Here is a 15,800-nt window from a genome sequence, read left to right on the forward strand (position 1 = left end):
AATCGATCGGCAATGTCCCGCCGATCGAGCGCGAAGCGGCTTACTATTCACAGATTGAGGGTCAGGCGATGGCCGCCTGACTCAAACCTATGAGCCTCCGGGATTCCCGGGGCGGTTCAATGTGGGAGTTAAGTGGGGCGCAATTTTCTGTCCAAGACGATGAGCTGGGTCAGCTTTACGCGACGTTGGCGGAGGCGACGAAAAGTTATCTGAAAAGTGAAACTGACGGATGAGCTCGACAGCGAGTAATAAGGGACAGGCCCCAGTTTATGTCACGTTGATGTTGGCGATCATGGTCTGTCTATGCACTAACGCCCAGTATGGACAGCCATGAGGAAGATTAGCGCATTGGTTGCCAAGAGCGGTTTCGGTCGGACCTCAAACCCGAGATGGTGGACAAGATTCGCAAGGCGACGGATGGAAATTACGCGCTTGGTAGCGAACGATTCGCGGAGGAAGTGGCGTTGATGCTTGCCCGGCGCGTTATGCCCGGGAAATCGGGCGGTCTCCGGAGGTCGGAAGTAGACCGGGACGGAGATTTATTCTGGATCCCGTAGTCAGTACCCCTTTTCCTGTGGTCGTCGGCGTGAAGCGATCCACTCCGACGAAGCTGATGGCATCACCTAGTTAGTGGGTGTTGGGCGAGGAGTGGCGGCGTTCACCCGGCATTTCTATGCTTACTGTCAGGTGATCAATCGCGGACCAAGCGCTGGAATGTGATCGAGGCGTCAACCTCGGTATTCAGGGCCTTCCGATTGAACACGTCCGTGTCCCCGGCGGCCTCAGGGTTTAAGATGTTGCCCCTTTTTTGCGACCGTCGGGATCGAACCCATGCTCAACGTACTGGCTTCCGTCATGACCAGCTCGCTCGCCGGATGGCGGGGCACGGGTGCATACGGCGTGCGCGAGCAGCCGGCGCAGTTGCTGGAGCTCTACGAGTTCGAGGGGTGCCCGTTCTGCCGGCTGGTGCGTGAAGCGCTGACGGAGATGGACCTGGACGTGCTGATCCGGCCCTGCCCCAAAGGCGGCAAGCGGTTCCGGCCGGAGGCCGAGGAGAAGGGAGGCAAGGCGCAGTTTCCGTATCTGGTGGACCCGAACTCGGGAACGGCGCTATACGAGTCGAAGGACATCGTCCGATATCTGGCCGAGACCTACGGCGCCCGCCGCCTGCGTCAAACGCCGCACGGCCTGCAGTCGATGACCAGCCAGCTCGCGGCGATTCCCCGCATCGGTCGGGGCCTGTTCGCGCGTCCGTCGAAGGCACCCGAGCAGCCGCTGGAGCTTTATTCCTTCGAGTCCAGTCCCTACTCGCGCCTGGTGCGCGAGCGCCTCTGCGAGCTCGAACTGCCCTACATCCTGCGCAACATGGGCAAGGCGCAGAAGGCCGACATGGGCCCGCCGATCGTGCGCAAGAAGTTCTATCCGGAGGCGGACGTGCGCGGCCGCAACCGCAAGCGCATGTTCGAGGAGACGGGGCGTTTGCAGGTGCCGTACCTGATCGACCCGAATACCGACGTCCGGATGTACGAATCCAGGGACATCATTCGCTATCTGAACGAGACCTACGCCTTATGAGCGCCGTGCTCAAACCCGAACCACAATCCTGGTCCCCGACATCCTGGACGCGGCGTCAGGCGGTCCAGCAGGCGCAATATCCGGATCAGCAGGCGCTGGATGCCGCGCTGCGACAGCTCAGCGAGCTGCCGCCGCTGGTCACGTCCTGGGAGATCATGGCGCTGCGCCAGCAGTTCGCCGATGCCGTGGCCGGCCGCAAGTTCGTGCTGCAGGGTGGCGATTGCGCGGAGAGCTTCGCCGACTGCACGCCGGACATCATCACCAACCGGCTTAAGGTGCTGTTGCAGATGAGTCTGGTGCTGGTGCATGGACTCAAGAAGCGTGTCGTCCGCGTTGGCCGCTTCGCCGGACAGTACGCCAAGCCGCGGTCGTCGGATTTTGAAACCAAGGATGGCGTGACGCTGCCCAGTTACCGGGGCGACATCATCAACGCGCCGGATTTCACCGAGGCGGCCCGCGTCCCCGATCCCCAGCGGCTGCTGACCGCGCATGCGCGATCGGCGATGACGCTGAACTTCGTCCGCGGCCTGATCGACGGCGGCTTCGCCGATCTGCATCACCCGGAATACTGGGATCTGCAATGGGTGGAGCACGCGCCGTTGGCCAAGGAATACCAGAGCCGCGTCGATGCCATCGGCGATTCGCTGCGGTTCATGGAAACCCTGGCCGAGCAGTCGATCAGCGAGCTGTCGCGGGTGGATTTCTTCACCAGTCACGAGGCTTTGCATCTGCCCTACGAGCAGGCGTCGACGCGTCGGGTGCCGCGCCAGCCGGGCTGGTACAACCTGTCCACGCACATGCCGTGGATCGGCAAGCGCACGGCCGATCTGGATGGCGCGCATGTGGAATATTGCCGTGGCATCCAGAACCCGGTGGGCGTGAAGATCGGCCCCGGCATGGACGTGCCCTGGGTGCTCGGCCTGCTGGAGCGACTGAACCCCGACAACGTGCCGGGCAAGGTGGCGCTGATTCATCGCATGGGCGCCGAGGTGATCGGTTCCGAGCTGCCGCCAATTCTGGACGCGGTGCGTGACAGCGGCCGGCCGGTGCTGTGGATGTGCGACCCCATGCACGGCAACATCGAATCGGTGGCCGGCGGCGTCAAGACGCGACGCTTCGACAATATTCGCTCCGAGCTGGAGCAGGCCTTCGATCTGCATGCCGCGGCCGGGACCTACCTCGGCGGCGTCCATCTGGAGCTGACCGGCGAGAACGTCACCGAATGCATGGGCGGCGCCCGTGATCTGACCGAGACCGATCTGGCCCGCGCCTACAAGACCACGGTGGATCCCCGGCTGAACTACGAGCAGGCGCTGGAACTGGCGATGCTCATCGTCCACAAGCAGGCCTCGGCCGGGTAGCCGCGATGTCCGCCGGGCTGTGGGTGCTGATCGGGCTGGTCGTGTTCGTGATCTGCGGTTACGGCTTCGTGCTCAAGCGCCTGCGCGAGGCCAAGGCGCAGGAAGCCCGGGCCGACTGGACCAAGGTGCGTCAGTGGGATGATGACGATGACTGGGGTGAGCCCCCCGCCGACGATCAGAAGCGCTGAATGCTCTGGCTGTTCGGCCTGCTGACGGTGAGTTTTCTCGCCGGCGCCTGGTGGCTACGCCGGCTTGACCGCCGCGGCCGGGGCGAGCAATCCCGAGAGGGCCTGGCGAGCCGCGTCGATCGGGCCGGCGAGGACTGACACGCCGACGCGGGTCAGGCGCCGACCTTGCCTACCATCGCGATCCGGCCCTGGTCCGAGACCACCACGCCGCCGGGACGCTCCACGGTAATCGCGAACAGCGTGGGCTCGCGCACCGGCAACTTGGATTCGATCGGAACGATGACTTCACCATCCTCGGTGACATCGAACACGCCGCCGTCGACCGGATGCTTCTCGCGACTGCCGTCGAAGATCCACAGCTGATACTGCGATTCGTCGGGGTTGTTCACCGCGAGATTGCGAATCGTCATGTAGCCGCGCTGAGCATCCTGGCTCCAGACCACGGAACCGGCTGCGGCGTCGCCGGCCGCCGGATCCTCCGTGCCCGCCAGCGCGAACTCGACCAGGTCGGGTGCCTGTGTCTCGAACTGGTGCTTCAGGTCGGCGATCGTGGGCGTTGGTTGCGGAGCGGGTCCGGGCGCGGGTGTCTCGGGCCACCAGCCGACGATGGCGGCGATGAGCGAAGCCGCGGCGGCAAACCACGCCAGGCCGGCGCTGGACGACCTGCGGGTTCGCGAGCGTTCCGATTGAATGGGCGTGACGGAGGAGGGCGTCGCCGTTGCGTTCCCGGGTTCCGCGTTCGGCAGTACGGCCTGCGCGCGAATCCGTTCGGCCAGATCATCGGGCATGGCCTCGTCGGCCCCGCCGGTGCTGGCCAGATCGTAGATCGCCGCCATTTCCTCGAGTTCGGCGAACTCGGGATCGTCGCGGTCCAGGCGCAGGCGCTCCTCGGCCGTGAGCTCGCCGGTCAGCGCTCTCAGCCAGAGGTCCATGTTGTCGTCAGACTGCGCCATTACTGCGTCCCCGGCCCGTCGTCGAGCCAGCCCTTCAACCGCATCAGGCCCCGTCGCATGTGTGACTTGACGGTGCCCAGCGGCATATCCAGTTTCTCCGCGATCTCGGCATGGCTGTAGCCATACACCACCCCAAGATCGAGTGCGTCCCGTTCCTCCTTGCGTAGGTCGCCGAGCCGGTCGCGGATTTGCCCGGCTTCGGTGCAGAGCTCGGGATCGGCATCCGCGTGGGTGTTTTCAACCCCTGTCGCCGGCAATTCTTCTGCCAGCGGGTGTCGCGTCTCGGAGCGAAACCGATCGATGATCCGGCGTTTCGCGATCATCGCGACGAATACGGGTTCCGACCGCTTGTTGCGGTCGTACCGCGCCGCGGATTTCCAGAGGTCCAGAAAGACTTCCTGAACGGCATCCTCGGCATCGGCCTGGCGCTTGAAGTAGCGCCGGGCGATTGACCAGATCAGGCCACCGTACGTCTTGATGCACGCGTCGACGGCCGTGGAATCACCACGGGCGATGCGCTCAAGTACGGTAAGTTCGGCCGCCGGAGTGGACTGCATGACGGGATTGTTTCGGACCCGACGAACGGGTGCAAGCCTTTCATGAAAATCCATTCCGACGAGTATTGCTTCCACAACCCGTCAACCTCCCGATGCCCTGGCCCCGGAACAGCCGGGGCGGCGAACAGGTCACCAGAACTTGTCTGCCCATTTATTCGCTGGCGGCCCGGGTTCGGATGCGCGTGAAGCCCGCGCCCCCGATCCGGTCTACTGGTACCACCGCTCCATTCACTTTCGAGGGTTTCCCATGCGACGAACCAATCGACCCCGCGTGCTGCTAGGCGTCTGTCTGACACTGGCCATGCTGCCTCTGCATGCCGAGCAGGCGATCTTCGCCAGTGGCTGCTTCTGGTGCACCGAATCCGATTTCGAGAAGGTCGAGGGCGTGAGCGAAGCGGTTTCCGGCTACATCGGCGGCTCGGTGGAGAATCCGTCCTACGAGGCCGTGTCGGCGGGCGGTACCGGTCACACGGAGGCGGTTCGGGTCGAGTTCGATCCCTCCGTCGTCAGTTACGAGGAGCTGCTGGATGTCTACTGGCGCAACGTCGATCCGACGACGGACGATCGACAGTTCTGCGACCGCGGGCGGCAGTATCGGCCGGGCATCTTTCCGCTGAACGCCGCGCAGCGCGAGGCGGCGGAAGCCTCCAGGCAGGCGATCATCGACGCGGGCGAGGTGTCGCCGGTGCTGGTCGAGATCACCCCGGCCGGCACGTTCTACGAGGCGGAGCAGTACCACCAGGACTATTACAAGAAGAATTCGCTGCGGTATCGCTACTACCGCTTCGCCTGCGGGCGCGATGCGCGGCTGGAGGAACTCTGGGGCGAACCCGGTTAGCCGATCCGGTCCCGCGGTCAACGCAGCGCGACCGCGGGACCGCTGACGATGGCTATTCCTGACCGATTTGCGGCCACTGCCGGTCGGCCTGCTCGATGAAGCCGTCGCGGTCCGCCAGCCACTGGTCCCTCACCGACAGGCTGTAGTTCAGGTACAGCTTGCCGTCGACGATGGTCCAGGCCTCGGGATCGATCTTCACCAGATTGCCCTTGGCGACCGCAAAGGCGCAGTGGCCGCCGTACTGCGGGGCGTACTGCTCCGGGTTCGCGGCGAACAGGTCGCGGTGCTCCGCGCTGGCGAACCGCCAGGTCGCGCCCTCCCATTGCGTTTCGAATGCTTCCTTGCCCTCGACCGGCTTGCCGTCGGTGAAGTAGGCCACCGGGTCATAGCCCTTGATCGCGACATCGCTGAACCAGCCGGTGTAGATCTTCTGCCCGGCCATGGCCGGAGCGGTCACCAGCAAGGCCATGCCGAGCGCCGCGGCGTTCACGAGTGACTTCCAGTTGCGCATCATGTTCGACTCCTGTCGATGAGGTTCGGTCTGGGGCTAGGGAAGCACTGATTTATTCACGCCGCCAAGTTGCCGCCTGAAAACAGGCCAGGCAAGGCGCGAGGAGCGAAATTTGGTCATTCCAAATGAACGACGAGCAACGCCGCATGGCCTGTTTTCAGGCGCAATCCGGTACGGAACGGGCCGGTTTTCCCGCAATCCTGCGTTGTCGTTCGCTTCTTTGGAACGACCAAAGCGCACTCTCTCCGCCTGGTCTTGCGCGAAAACCGACGCCGTCTTGGTGGTGCGATTCATTCTGAGCTTCCCTAAGGTGCCAGAGCTATTCGATGGTATCGGCGGCATGGCACCATTGCCACCATGATTCGCGACATGATCCAGCGTTGGCTTGGCCCGTCACCGTCTGATTGGACGGGGCCGCCCGTGACGCAGACATCGTCGGGCAAGTTACGCCGAATCGGTATCGAACTGGAGTTCTCCGGGCTGGGAATCGAACAGATTGCGCGCACGGTCAAGGCCGTGATCGGCGGTTCGATCTCGCCAATCTCGCCTTACGAGTGCGATGTCGAGGAGACGCCGCACGGGACGTATCACATCGAGCTGGACTCCAGTTACGTCAAGCGTCTGGGCCGACACGAGGACGACAAGCCGGATGACGGCGGGCTGTTCTCCCTCGAAAAGCTCTCCGACGAGGTGATCGGTGCGATCGCCAAGCAGGTCGTACCGTTCGAGATCGTCACGCCGCCGATCCCCATGCCGGAGCTGGACACCCTCAACGCGCTGGTCGAACAACTGCGTGCGGCGGGCGCCCAGGGTACGCATCATTCGCCGATCTACGCCTTCGGTCTGCACATGAATCCGGAACTGCCGGATACCCGGGCCGAGACGCTGCTCGCCTATCTGCAATCCTTCATCTGCCTGTTTCCCTGGCTGGCGCGGGAGTCGAAGGTCGACTGGTCGCGACGGATCACGCCATACATCGACCGTTTCGGGAGCAGCTACGCCCGGTTGATCACCGCCCCGGACTACGCGCCCGACATGGATCGCCTGATCGATGACTACATCGAGCACAACCCGACCCGGAACCGGGCGCTGGACATGCTTCCGGTGTTCGCGGAGGTGGACTGGGATCGCCTGGACGCCGCGCTGGACACCCATCTGGTCAAGGCGCGCCCGGCGCTGCACTACCGGTTGCCCAACTGTCTGATCGACGAGGATGGCTGGACGCTGGACGAGCCCTGGAGGCACTGGTTGCAGGTCGAGTACCTCGCCTACGACGAACCACGCCGCCAGGCGATGATGCATGCCTATCGCAAGCATCTCGATGACCCGCTTTCCAAGCTGTTCGACGTGTGGGCGCGGGACTGCGAGCGGTGGTTGCTGCCATTGCCGCGTTGATGCGGGGGCGGCGTATCGGCAATCGTCATCGCCGTCCGGTGATCGGCATCACCGGGCCGGACAGGCGGGTCGCCTGGGGCTGGTGGTTCGGTTCGCTGGCGGTGCGCATGGCCGGTGGTGTTCCGGTGCGGCTGACGCCGGCGCAGGCGCGGCGCGTCGGTCCTCTGGACGGCGTGATCATCGGCGGTGGCGACGATATCGATCCCCAGCTCTATGCCGGCGATGACCCCGGGACCGGCCACTACGACCCGCAGCGGGATCGTTTCGAACTGGCGATCATCGACGCCGCGCTGAAGGACGGCCTGCCGATGCTGGGTATTTGCCGGGGCGCGCAGTTGATCAACGTGGCGCATGGTGGCGATTTGTTCGCCGATCTGCGACCGATGCGCGTTCGTACCGGCAACCGGCGGCTGATCCTGCCCCGCAAGACGCTGAAAATCCGGCGCGGAACGCGGCTCGCGAGGTTGATGGGGCGGCCCGAGACACGGATCAACAGCCTGCACCATCAGGCGGTTCGTCGCGTGGGCGGCGATCTGAAGGTGTCCGGGCGCGATTTGGACGGCATCGTCCAGGCCATCGAGCATCCCGGCCGCGGATTTCTGCTCGGCACGCAGTGGCATCCCGAATACATTCCTCAACGCGGCGTGCAGCGACGCCTGTTTCGGGAGCTGGTCAGGGAAGCGGCGCGGCGGCGCAGCTGATACGTCGCGGGAGGGACCCGAATCAGTCGGTCAGCGCGTCGAGAGCCGGATGGCGCCAGCGCTGACAGTCGATGTCCTTGATCGTGATCATGGCCTCCAGCCTCGCGCCCAGTCGGCGGGTCACGGCCTGCGAGGCGTGGTTGTCCGGATGGATGAAACTGACGATCGGACCCAGCCCCAGGACCTCGTAGGCGTAGCGCCGGGCGGCGGCGCCCGCTTCGGTCGCGAAGCCCTGGCCGGTGCCGGCGCGGGTCAGCCAGTAGCCCAGCTCGATCTCCGGCCAGCCGCCGGGGTTCCACAGGCCGATGGAGCCGACGAGTTCGCCAGTGTCTCTCCGCGTGACCGCCCAGGTGCCGTATCCGCGCAGACTCCAGTGGCCGACGGTGATCGCGAAGCGTCGCCAGGCATCGTCCTCGGAGCAGCTGCCGCCGATGTAACGGCAGTGTTCCTTGTCGGCGAACACGGCGGCGAAGGCGGGAAAGTCGTCCTGGACCCAGCCGCGCATGTGTAGCCGCTCGGTGTCCAGCACCGGCACGTCGGGCATGCTCATCGGCCGGGCAGTTCCAGCATCGGTGGCTCGATGCCCCGGGTGCGCAACCAGTCGCGCAGCGCCAGTCCGGTGGCGAACGGCCAGGCCTTGCACTCGTCCAGCGGCACGGCCTTCCAGTCGACCAGTTCCTCGTTCAGCACCACCGTCCCCGACGCCTCGACGTGGTAGGCGATGATCACCTCGTTGCGCATGATGAATTCGTAGACGCCGATCAGGCCGCCGATGCGGCCGTCCAGGCCCAGTTCCTCCTTCACCTCGCGCAGCATGCCGTCTTCCGGCGTCTCTCCCGCTTCGAGAAAACCGGTGATCAGACCGTACATCCACTCAGGCCAGCCGACGTTGCGCGCGAGAATGACCCGCCCCTCGTATTCGACGACGGCGGCGACCACCGGCGCGGGGTTGTTCCAGTGAATGAAGCCGCAGCCCTGATCCGGGCAGATCAGGCGCGGCGCGCCACCGTGCTCTCCGGAGACGAGTTCGGACCGGCATTGAGGGCAGAAACGCATGGCGGCGAGGGTAGCCGATCACCCGGGTCGTGGCGATTGGCGCCGGGTTGGCCGGGGGGCGCTCTAGTAGCTGCGGAACACGCCCACGGCCCGGCCCTCGATGGCCAGCGGCTGCGTGGCGAGGTTGACCTCGATGGGGGAGAAGTCGGGATTGTGCGCGATCAGGCGCACGGTGTTGCCGCGGCGCTCGAATTCCTTGACCGTCACGTCCTCGTCGAGCCGGGCGACGATGATCTGGCCGTTGCGGGCCTCGTGGCTCTTCTTCACCGCGAGCAGGTCGCCATCCATGATGCCGGCGTCACGCATGCTCTCGCCGACCACGCGCAGAAAATAGTCCGGCTGCTCGGCAAACAGCCCGCCCTGGGTCTGAATGCGCTTTTCGACATTCTCCGCCGCCAGAATCGGCGAGCCGGCGGCAACACGGCCGACGATGGGAATCCCCGCATCCCGTAGCCGGATGCCGCGCGAGGCGCCCTCGACCAGGTCGATCGCGCCCTTGCGGGCCAGCGCGCGCACATGATCGCGTGCCGCGTTGTCGGAGGAGAAGCCCATGCCCCGGGCGATTTCGTGGAGCGTGGGCGGCATGGACTCCGATTCGGCGAATTGCCGGATGAAGTCGAGCACTTCGGATTGGCGTCGGGTCAGCATGCTGTACTTTTAAACAGTTTCGTCGCCGAGATCAAGCGCGTCGACAACCTGCTGGAGCAATGTCGCGTCGGCATCGCTGAATCGGTCCGGCATCGGGCTGTCCAGATCGAACACGCCGACGACCCGTCCACCGGTGATCAGCGGAATCACCAGCTCGGAACGCGAGTCCGGATCGCAGGCGATGTGCCCCTCGAAGGCGTGCACGTCGGCGATACGCTGCACGCGAGCCGTCGCGGCGGCGGTGCCACAGACGCCGCGGCCCCACGGAATGCGCAGACAGGCGGGCTTGCCCTGAAACGGACCCAGCACCAGTTCACCGCGCGTCTCGTCGCGCAGGTAGAAGCCCACCCAGTTCACCTGATCGAGCGCGTGGAACACCAGCGCGGCGATGTTGGCCATGTTGGCGATGCGGTTGGGTTCGCCGGCCACGAGTGCTCGCGCCTGGGCAGGCAGGGCCGGGTCGGTTGGTTCAAAGGACATGGGCGTGGTCCACGGAGTTGTCATGTCGGGGCGTATCATAGGTTCAGACCTGCCCGAACGTCGGATTCATGGCATGGTGCGTGTATTGACGTTGAGCACACGGCTTTGGAGCCACCCATGAGGGCGCCGGAGAACATTCCAGATATTGTCAGTCCTGAAACCGTGAGTGCGAGCGACCAGGCCTTCCGCGCGTTGCGCGAACAGATGCGCGAATTGACGGCGCTGACTACTGCGTTGGGGCAGGCGTTCGAAGCCAGCTCCATGGAGCGCCGCATTGTCACCAGCGCCGTGAGAATCGCCGGGGTTGACGGTTGCAGCCTTTACCGCCGCGACGGTGACTGGCTGCATTTTCGCGTGGTGAAATCAGTGACGCTGGGCCTGATGGTCGTGTCCGATTTCGGTGACGACGGCGTATTCCGGCCAGTTTCCCTGCTGGCCGCTGACGGGTCGCCGTCGACCGAGGCCGTCTCGGCGCGGACCGTTGCCGAAAACGATGTCATCAACGTGTCCGACGTGTCTCGTCTGCCGAATTTCGATTCGTCGCGGGTCGCGCGATTCGATCAGCGCATGGGATATGACACGCGATCGATTCTCTCCGCGCCGGTGACCTTCCGCGGCGGTCAACCGCTGGGCGTATTGCAGTTCGTCAACGCGAAGAACGCGGTCGGCAATCATGTGCCGTTCTCGGGCACGCATGTGCAGCTTGCGCGCAGTCTCGCGGCGATGCTGGGCATGCTCTGGACGCTGGAACCCTGATCCGGGCAAGTCGGTTGACGGTCTTCGATCGCATCATTGCCGGCGAACTCCCTGCCAGTTTCGTTCACCAGGACGACCACTGCGTGGCCTTTCTCGACATCAATCCGGTGTCGCGCGGCCATGCGCTGGTCGTGCCGCGCATCAACGCGCAGCATCTGGCCGATCTGGATGACGGGCTGCATGCCCATCTGTGGCGGGTCGCGCGGTCGGTGGGTGCTGCGCAGCAGTCGGGGCTTGGCAGCCTGGCGCAGCATTTCGTCGTCAACGACGGGCGCGCCGCGAGCCAGTCCGTTCCGCATGTGCATGTTCACGTCATTCCCCGTTACCGGGGCGACCGTCTGCGCACGGTGACCCGCATGATCTGGCATGTCTCGACCCTGATGGTGCCGCGGCCGGAAACCGCGGGCCGGCGCCGTGAGCTGGACCGTGTTGCCGGACTGATCGCCGACGCGATGCCCGGACATGCGTGAGTTGCTGATCCTCGGCTGCGGTCATTCGGAGTCGCTGACGCTTTTCAACACCAACGCCGCGATCCGCGAGAACGGTCGTCTGTTCCTGATCGACTGCGGATGGACCATCAAGGCGGCCCTGCACGCTCAGGGATACGGATTCGAGCACGTGGATGGCATCTTCATCACCCACGTCCATGGCGATCATGTGTTCGGTCTGGAGCGCATCGGCTACGAAGCCCGGTTCGGGCTGGGGCGCCGCGTGCCGCTTTATCTGCCCGAATCGCTGATCGGAGAGCTCTGGGATCAGACGCTCAAGGGATCGATGGGGAGAAACTCCGAGGGCGAGCAATCGCTCGAGGATTACTTCGACGTCAGGCCCGTGGGGGGCGATCGTCTGGAAGCGCCGCAACTGTCCGCGCCGCTGTTCAAGACCTCACACACACCGGGCAAGCCTTCGTTCGGTCTGGTCGTGGATGATCATGTCGTGTTCACCAGCGACACGCGGCCCGTGCCCGATGTGCTGGCCGGACTGGATTTCGACATCGGGTTCCATGACGTCACGTTTCAGACCGGCAATCCGGTGCACGCGTCACTGGACGAACTTGTCGCCGTGTATCCGGCGGCGATGCGCCGCAAGCTCTATCTGATGAGCTACGAAGATGGGTATGCTGAACATGAAGAGCGGGTGAACCAGGAATTTGCAGGTTTTGCCCGTCAGGGGATGGCGATTGCGCTTTGAGGGCCGGAAAGGTCACTGTCGCCGTTGGCTGGACAGCATCGAGATGCGGAAGACATGAAAAACATTCGGTGGGGAGCGGCCGGGGTGCTGGTGGCCGGCTTGCTGGTTTGCACGCAGGGATTTGCCCAGTCGGACTACGTTCGCCAGGTGGAACTGGAGCTGCAGCAGCTCGGTTACGACGTCGGTGAGATCAATGGTGTTTTCGACAATGATCTGGAAACGGCGGTCAACGCGTTCAAGGCCGATGAGGGCCTGCCTCAGGACGGCGCGCTGGATCGTGACACGCGGGCGCTGATCGCGGCGCGTGCGTCCGGCGAGCCTGTGCCCAGCCGGATACCGGAGCCGTCGTCTGCCGTCGCGTCGCCCGCGCCATCACGCGCAACGCCGCCGCCCGTGCAGCCCGAAGCCGCACCGGAGTCAGCCGCTGCGCCTGCCACCCCGTCGCCCAGCGCCGAGCCCTCTGGCGCCGGCAAGCCGCTCTTCGGCGAAGCCGGCTGGCGGGCGGGCAGGCATGCCTACAATCGCAGGGCCGGTTTCGTCGTTGATCTGGCCGCGGAGTTCGGCGGAGACGATCTGGTCACGGTCGTGCTCGACAACAACGACAGTGAGGACATCACCGCCGGCGACGGGTTCGTGCTCGGAGCGGGCGGATATCTGTTGCTGCGCGAGAATTTCGGCGTGCAGGGCACCCTGTCCTACAAGGTCAACGAGACATCGGCGAACAACTCGGACCTGGGGCTGGAGCGCTGGATCGTGGACGTCTCCGCGATCGGGCTGGTCGACAATTTCCAGTTCCTGGCCGGTGTGGTGCATCACATGAACGTGGATTTTGACGGCGACGGGTTCCTGCAGGACTTCTCGTTCGATGACGCCACCGGCCTGAAGGTGGAAGTGGGTTACAGCTGGTTCGCGCTGTCCTACACGAACATCGAGTACGAGGTGAACGGCTTCACCTTCGATGCCAGCAACGTGGGGCTCAGACTTCGCGGCGGGTTCTGAGTCCGGGTGCGTCGCGAGTCAAACGAACCGCGTTGACGTTGGCCGATGAGCGAGCGAATCATCTGGCTGGCGGATTACCTGTTGCCGCTTGCGATACCCGGTTTTCTGATCCTGCTGGTACTGGAATTCTGGTGGCTTCGCGGCCGGCAGAGTGTTCAGGGCTACGGCGGACGTGATACCGCCGCCAGCCTGACCATGGGCGTGGGCAATGTGCTGATCGCGGCGCTGACCGGTCTGATCACCCTGGGCATCTCGTTCGCGGTTTACGACCAGCGCCTGCTGACGATTCCGATGACAGCCTGGTGGGCATGGGTGGTGCTGATCGTCACCGAGGATTTCTGCTACTACCTGTTCCATCGGTTCTCGCATCGCGTGCGACTCGGCTGGGCCGCGCACGTGAATCATCATTCCTCGCGTTACTACAACCTGTCGACCGCTCTGCGGCAGAGCTGGACCACGCCGTTTTACGGATTCGCGTTCTATCTGCCGCTGGCCTGGTTGGGGTTCCATCCGCTGGCGATCGTCGTCGCCCATTCGATCAACCTGATCTACCAGTTCTGGATTCACACTGAGACGGTCGGTCGCCTCGGGCCGCTGGAATGGATTCTGAACACGCCGTCGCATCACCGAGTGCACCACGGCATCAACCCGCGCTACATCGACCGGAACTACGGTGGCATCTTCATCATCTGGGATCGCCTGTTCGGCACCTTCGAGCCGGAGCGGGAGGCCCCGCGGTACGGGCTGACAACCCAGCTCACGACGTTCAACCCCCTCCGCATCGCATTTCACGAGTGGGCCGCGATCGGCCGCGACCTGCGGGCGGCGCGATCGTGCGGAACAGTGTTTCGGGCAATGTTCTCGCCGCCGGGCGCAAAGCTCGCGACGGGGGAGCAAACGCCGGAACCGGTCGACGAAGGTACGGCTTGAGGGCGAATCGAACGACCGGTGACCGCCCGGGAAGGACAACTGGCGGGTCGGGTCGGAGATGGCGCGCCTGGCAGGATTTGAACCTGCGACCCCTGCCTTCGGAGGGCAGTACTCTATCCAGCTGAGCTACAGGCGCGTGAAGTGCGGATTGTATCGCAACCGGGGCTTGCGATGTGATCCCATGACGAAGCCTTAACGCCGGGCCCTGATAGGCTTGCCCCACTCCCTAGCCTCAGGTTGTTCCGATGAAATCGTTTCTGTTGATTGGGCTTGCGGTGCTCGCGGTGGCCTGCGCCAGACAAGAGCCGCCCGCGGCTGAAGATGCGGCGAGTGCGGATGCCGGGACCGGGCAGGCGGCGGCGCAACGTGCCTACATCGACCCCGAAACAGGGGAATTGACGGTTCCGGCAGAACTGCGGTGACACCTTACCAATTACACGAATTTAACCTGCCCCGGGTCTGCCCTTTCCTTGCGTGGCCGTCCGCGTTTCCCCGGTCTCAACTGAATACCCAGCGCTTTCTCCAGTGCAACCAGCGTGTCGTCATCCACCAACGGCCTTCCAATACTCTGGCCTGACGCCAGGTTTCTCTCCCGAACCTCATCCGCCGCAGCGCTGAAAAACGCTTGCGGGTTTTCGATGCGATCAAGAAACGGTTTGACCGTGACCAGGCTGTCGTCCCGACCAGCCAGGTGTGCTGGCGTGCTTGACCAGGGCCAAGCATCAGGCCGTTCAACCAGATTCGCCTTGACCGGATTCATGGCCACATAACGAAATGCCGCATAGGGGTGCGCTTCGTCCATCGCGACAGAGCCAAACCGCCCCTGAAACAGATGCCCTGTCACACGCAGCCGCGCATTGATGAAGCCGCTGTAGCGGCGATGCGTTTCCCCGACCGCACGGGACAATCCATCAGACGACGATGGCGCAAGGATGAGGTGGACGTGGTTCGGCATGAAGCAATAGCTCCACACCTCCACCCCATGCGTTCGGCAATTCTCGGCGAGTGTGTCCCGATAAACCGCATAGTCATCCTCGGCCAGGAAAATACGTTGGCGACGATTCCCCCGCTGTGTGACGTGGTGCGGGTAGTCAGGAACGATGATCCGGGGGAGGCGAGCCATGCGGCCAGCATAGCGATAAATGGTGTAATTGGTAAGGTGTCACCGTAATCAATCTTAATCTGTCACCGTAATCGTAATTCAGTAATTGCAACTCTAAAGTTGCATCATAATCAGTTTGCATTATTCGAATTGGCCAATAAGTTTAACTAAACTCAATCCTTGTATTGCCTTGTCAAGAGAATCATCCAGCGATCTCGCGTTTGCGGCATGATGATATTCTCCACCTGTTCTTGAGGCGACTTCTTTTAATTGCGACGCAGCTGTCGAGAAAGGATCAATCTCCAAACCGACTGTTTCATGCTTATAAAGTGAAACATCCGAATCTAGCTTATCGAGTACATTCGTAATTTGGTCGCAGCCCTCATTTGCTTTTCCATCAGCCAACAGAATGATTGCTCTATTAGATGGCGTACTAGACGCGTTCGCTTTTAGGTATCGATTCGCAGCTTCGATGGCACTAGCTAGCGGCGTGCCACCTTGGGCTTCTAGGCGGTCTATAAAATTAGCCAGGCTACTGGCATCTTGCGAGAATCGATGG

General features: G+C 63.6%; 23 protein-coding genes and 1 tRNA gene. 13 read left to right on the plus strand and 11 right to left on the minus strand.

The features are described from left to right. Positions 1 to 831: 831 nt before the first annotated feature. Genes ABNS06_RS11165 through ABNS06_RS11180 form a run of 4 tightly spaced genes read left to right on the plus strand, consistent with a single transcriptional unit; the run spans position 832 to position 3,262 of the window. A complete protein-coding gene (locus ABNS06_RS11165) occupies positions 832 to 1,575 on the plus strand; it encodes a glutathione S-transferase N-terminal domain-containing protein (protein ID WP_348674675.1) in 744 nt (247 codons plus the stop codon). Next, positions 1,572 to 2,936 (plus strand): 3-deoxy-7-phosphoheptulonate synthase class II, encoded by a 1,365-nt coding sequence (locus tag ABNS06_RS11170; RefSeq protein WP_348674676.1) that lies wholly within the window; start codon positions 1,572 to 1,574, stop codon positions 2,934 to 2,936. Before ABNS06_RS11165 ends, ABNS06_RS11170 begins: the two co-directional genes overlap by 4 nt. A gap of 5 nt (positions 2,937 to 2,941) precedes the next feature. Further along, entirely contained in the window at positions 2,942 to 3,124 is a 183-nt protein-coding gene (locus ABNS06_RS11175; protein WP_348674677.1) for a hypothetical protein, read from the plus strand. Beyond that, positions 3,125 to 3,262 carry a hypothetical protein gene (locus ABNS06_RS11180; protein WP_348674678.1) on the plus strand — a complete coding sequence of 46 codons (138 nt, stop codon included), beginning with the start codon at positions 3,125 to 3,127 and terminating at the stop codon, positions 3,260 to 3,262. Positions 3,263 to 3,276: 14 nt separating this feature from the next. On the opposite strand, the gene ABNS06_RS11185 is transcribed toward ABNS06_RS11180, so the two are convergent. Then, positions 3,277 to 4,077 carry an anti-sigma factor gene (locus ABNS06_RS11185; RefSeq protein ID WP_348674679.1) on the minus strand — a complete coding sequence of 267 codons (801 nt, stop codon included), beginning with the start codon at positions 4,075 to 4,077 and terminating at the stop codon, positions 3,277 to 3,279. After that, a complete protein-coding gene (locus ABNS06_RS11190) occupies positions 4,077 to 4,634 on the minus strand; it encodes a sigma-70 family RNA polymerase sigma factor (RefSeq protein ID WP_348674680.1) in 558 nt (185 codons plus the stop codon). Before ABNS06_RS11190 ends, ABNS06_RS11185 begins: the two co-directional genes overlap by 1 nt. A gap of 247 nt (positions 4,635 to 4,881) precedes the next feature. On the opposite strand from ABNS06_RS11190, the gene msrA reads away from it, so the two are divergent. After that, entirely contained in the window at positions 4,882 to 5,472 is a 591-nt protein-coding gene (gene msrA / locus ABNS06_RS11195) for a peptide-methionine (S)-S-oxide reductase MsrA (protein WP_348674681.1), read from the plus strand. Positions 5,473 to 5,524: 52 nt separating this feature from the next. Here the strand turns inward: msrA and ABNS06_RS11200 are convergent, their stop codons facing one another. Together ABNS06_RS11200 and ABNS06_RS11205 are read right to left on the minus strand one after the other, a co-directional pair. Then, entirely contained in the window at positions 5,525 to 5,986 is a 462-nt protein-coding gene (locus tag ABNS06_RS11200; RefSeq protein WP_348674682.1) for a YHS domain-containing (seleno)protein, read from the minus strand. Between the two features lie 33 nt (positions 5,987 to 6,019). Next, a complete protein-coding gene (locus ABNS06_RS11205) occupies positions 6,020 to 6,277 on the minus strand; it encodes a hypothetical protein (protein ID WP_348674683.1) in 258 nt (85 codons plus the stop codon). Between the two features lie 126 nt (positions 6,278 to 6,403). On the opposite strand from ABNS06_RS11205, the gene ABNS06_RS11210 reads away from it, so the two are divergent. Both ABNS06_RS11210 and ABNS06_RS11215 read left to right on the plus strand, forming a co-directional pair. Next, positions 6,404 to 7,378, plus strand: a complete 975-nt coding sequence (locus tag ABNS06_RS11210; RefSeq protein ID WP_348674684.1) for an amidoligase family protein — start codon at positions 6,404 to 6,406, stop codon at positions 7,376 to 7,378. Further along, on the plus strand, positions 7,354 to 8,079 hold the full coding sequence (locus ABNS06_RS11215; RefSeq protein WP_348674685.1) for a gamma-glutamyl-gamma-aminobutyrate hydrolase family protein: 726 nt from the start codon (positions 7,354 to 7,356) through the stop codon (positions 8,077 to 8,079). The genes ABNS06_RS11210 and ABNS06_RS11215 overlap by 25 nt, the downstream gene beginning before the upstream one ends. A gap of 22 nt (positions 8,080 to 8,101) precedes the next feature. On the opposite strand, the gene ABNS06_RS11220 is transcribed toward ABNS06_RS11215, so the two are convergent. The 4 genes from ABNS06_RS11220 to ABNS06_RS11235 all read right to left on the minus strand — a co-directional run bounded on the left by ABNS06_RS11220 (position 8,102) and on the right by ABNS06_RS11235 (position 10,263). Further along, positions 8,102 to 8,629, minus strand: a complete 528-nt coding sequence (locus tag ABNS06_RS11220) for a GNAT family N-acetyltransferase (protein ID WP_348674686.1) — start codon at positions 8,627 to 8,629, stop codon at positions 8,102 to 8,104. After that, positions 8,626 to 9,135 (minus strand): NUDIX domain-containing protein, encoded by a 510-nt coding sequence (locus ABNS06_RS11225; protein WP_348674687.1) that lies wholly within the window; start codon positions 9,133 to 9,135, stop codon positions 8,626 to 8,628. The genes ABNS06_RS11220 and ABNS06_RS11225 overlap by 4 nt, the downstream gene beginning before the upstream one ends. Before the next feature lie 63 nt (positions 9,136 to 9,198). Next, on the minus strand, positions 9,199 to 9,783 hold the full coding sequence (gene lexA, locus ABNS06_RS11230) for a transcriptional repressor LexA (RefSeq protein WP_348674688.1): 585 nt from the start codon (positions 9,781 to 9,783) through the stop codon (positions 9,199 to 9,201). Positions 9,784 to 9,792: 9 nt separating this feature from the next. Then, positions 9,793 to 10,263 carry a GAF domain-containing protein gene (locus tag ABNS06_RS11235; protein WP_348674689.1) on the minus strand — a complete coding sequence of 157 codons (471 nt, stop codon included), beginning with the start codon at positions 10,261 to 10,263 and terminating at the stop codon, positions 9,793 to 9,795. A gap of 162 nt (positions 10,264 to 10,425) precedes the next feature. On the opposite strand from ABNS06_RS11235, the gene ABNS06_RS11240 reads away from it, so the two are divergent. The 5 genes from ABNS06_RS11240 to ABNS06_RS11260 are packed head-to-tail and all read left to right on the plus strand — an operon-like array spanning position 10,426 to position 14,139. Continuing rightward, on the plus strand, positions 10,426 to 11,019 hold the full coding sequence (locus tag ABNS06_RS11240; RefSeq protein WP_348674690.1) for a GAF domain-containing protein: 594 nt from the start codon (positions 10,426 to 10,428) through the stop codon (positions 11,017 to 11,019). Between the two features lie 14 nt (positions 11,020 to 11,033). Then, entirely contained in the window at positions 11,034 to 11,489 is a 456-nt protein-coding gene (locus ABNS06_RS11245; RefSeq protein WP_348674691.1) for an HIT family protein, read from the plus strand. After that, positions 11,482 to 12,210 carry an MBL fold metallo-hydrolase gene (locus ABNS06_RS11250; protein ID WP_348674692.1) on the plus strand — a complete coding sequence of 243 codons (729 nt, stop codon included), beginning with the start codon at positions 11,482 to 11,484 and terminating at the stop codon, positions 12,208 to 12,210. Before ABNS06_RS11245 ends, ABNS06_RS11250 begins: the two co-directional genes overlap by 8 nt. 54 nt (positions 12,211 to 12,264) lie before the next feature. Then, positions 12,265 to 13,209: a peptidoglycan-binding domain-containing protein gene (locus tag ABNS06_RS11255; protein WP_348674693.1), complete on the plus strand. Its 945-nt coding sequence runs from the start codon at positions 12,265 to 12,267 to the stop codon at positions 13,207 to 13,209. A gap of 45 nt (positions 13,210 to 13,254) precedes the next feature. Beyond that, the gene (locus ABNS06_RS11260) at positions 13,255 to 14,139 is read left to right on the plus strand and encodes a sterol desaturase family protein (RefSeq protein WP_348674694.1); all 885 of its coding nucleotides are present in this window, start codon (positions 13,255 to 13,257) and stop codon (positions 14,137 to 14,139) included. 59 nt (positions 14,140 to 14,198) lie between these two features. On the opposite strand, the gene ABNS06_RS11265 is transcribed toward ABNS06_RS11260, so the two are convergent. Further along, positions 14,199 to 14,275 (minus strand) — tRNA-Arg (locus ABNS06_RS11265). Between the two features lie 109 nt (positions 14,276 to 14,384). On the opposite strand from ABNS06_RS11265, the gene ABNS06_RS11270 reads away from it, so the two are divergent. Next, on the plus strand, positions 14,385 to 14,561 hold the full coding sequence (locus tag ABNS06_RS11270; protein WP_348674695.1) for a hypothetical protein: 177 nt from the start codon (positions 14,385 to 14,387) through the stop codon (positions 14,559 to 14,561). Between the two features lie 11 nt (positions 14,562 to 14,572). Here the strand turns inward: ABNS06_RS11270 and ABNS06_RS11275 are convergent, their stop codons facing one another. Together ABNS06_RS11275 and ABNS06_RS11280 are read right to left on the minus strand one after the other, a co-directional pair. After that, positions 14,573 to 15,262 carry a transposase gene (locus ABNS06_RS11275; RefSeq protein ID WP_348674696.1) on the minus strand — a complete coding sequence of 230 codons (690 nt, stop codon included), beginning with the start codon at positions 15,260 to 15,262 and terminating at the stop codon, positions 14,573 to 14,575. A gap of 120 nt (positions 15,263 to 15,382) precedes the next feature. Next, positions 15,383 to 15,800, minus strand: a 418-nt coding sequence (locus ABNS06_RS11280; protein WP_348674697.1) for a vWA domain-containing protein, incomplete at its 5' end; no start/stop codon positions are given.

Origin of the sequence: uncultured Abyssibacter sp., from assembly GCF_964000955.1 — a bacterium.
Lineage (GTDB): Bacteria > Pseudomonadota > Gammaproteobacteria > Nevskiales > OUC007 > Abyssibacter.

What these genes read in the sequence shown, in the direction of transcription:
- lexA (WP_348674688.1), bottom strand. Translation starts at nt 9,783, where the DNA reads ATGCTGACCCGACGCCAATCCGAAGTGCTCGACTTCATCCGGCAATTC.
- ABNS06_RS11220 (WP_348674686.1), bottom strand. Translation starts at nt 8,629, where the DNA reads ATGAGCATGCCCGACGTGCCGGTGCTGGACACCGAGCGGCTACACATG.
- ABNS06_RS11250 (WP_348674692.1), top strand. Translation starts at nt 11,482, where the DNA reads ATGCGTGAGTTGCTGATCCTCGGCTGCGGTCATTCGGAGTCGCTGACG.
- ABNS06_RS11165 (WP_348674675.1), top strand. Translation starts at nt 832, where the DNA reads ATGCTCAACGTACTGGCTTCCGTCATGACCAGCTCGCTCGCCGGATGG.
- ABNS06_RS11175 (WP_348674677.1), top strand. Translation starts at nt 2,942, where the DNA reads ATGTCCGCCGGGCTGTGGGTGCTGATCGGGCTGGTCGTGTTCGTGATC.
- ABNS06_RS11205 (WP_348674683.1), bottom strand. Translation starts at nt 6,277, where the DNA reads ATGAATCGCACCACCAAGACGGCGTCGGTTTTCGCGCAAGACCAGGCG.
- ABNS06_RS11225 (WP_348674687.1), bottom strand. Translation starts at nt 9,135, where the DNA reads ATGCGTTTCTGCCCTCAATGCCGGTCCGAACTCGTCTCCGGAGAGCAC.
- msrA (WP_348674681.1), top strand. Translation starts at nt 4,882, where the DNA reads ATGCGACGAACCAATCGACCCCGCGTGCTGCTAGGCGTCTGTCTGACA.
- ABNS06_RS11275 (WP_348674696.1), bottom strand. Translation starts at nt 15,262, where the DNA reads ATGGCTCGCCTCCCCCGGATCATCGTTCCTGACTACCCGCACCACGTC.
- ABNS06_RS11190 (WP_348674680.1), bottom strand. Translation starts at nt 4,634, where the DNA reads ATGCAGTCCACTCCGGCGGCCGAACTTACCGTACTTGAGCGCATCGCC.
- ABNS06_RS11255 (WP_348674693.1), top strand. Translation starts at nt 12,265, where the DNA reads ATGAAAAACATTCGGTGGGGAGCGGCCGGGGTGCTGGTGGCCGGCTTG.
- ABNS06_RS11200 (WP_348674682.1), bottom strand. Translation starts at nt 5,986, where the DNA reads ATGATGCGCAACTGGAAGTCACTCGTGAACGCCGCGGCGCTCGGCATG.
- ABNS06_RS11180 (WP_348674678.1), top strand. Translation starts at nt 3,125, where the DNA reads ATGCTCTGGCTGTTCGGCCTGCTGACGGTGAGTTTTCTCGCCGGCGCC.
- ABNS06_RS11235 (WP_348674689.1), bottom strand. Translation starts at nt 10,263, where the DNA reads ATGTCCTTTGAACCAACCGACCCGGCCCTGCCTGCCCAGGCGCGAGCA.
- ABNS06_RS11170 (WP_348674676.1), top strand. Translation starts at nt 1,572, where the DNA reads ATGAGCGCCGTGCTCAAACCCGAACCACAATCCTGGTCCCCGACATCC.
- ABNS06_RS11185 (WP_348674679.1), bottom strand. Translation starts at nt 4,077, where the DNA reads ATGGCGCAGTCTGACGACAACATGGACCTCTGGCTGAGAGCGCTGACC.
- ABNS06_RS11260 (WP_348674694.1), top strand. Translation starts at nt 13,255, where the DNA reads ATGAGCGAGCGAATCATCTGGCTGGCGGATTACCTGTTGCCGCTTGCG.
- ABNS06_RS11270 (WP_348674695.1), top strand. Translation starts at nt 14,385, where the DNA reads ATGAAATCGTTTCTGTTGATTGGGCTTGCGGTGCTCGCGGTGGCCTGC.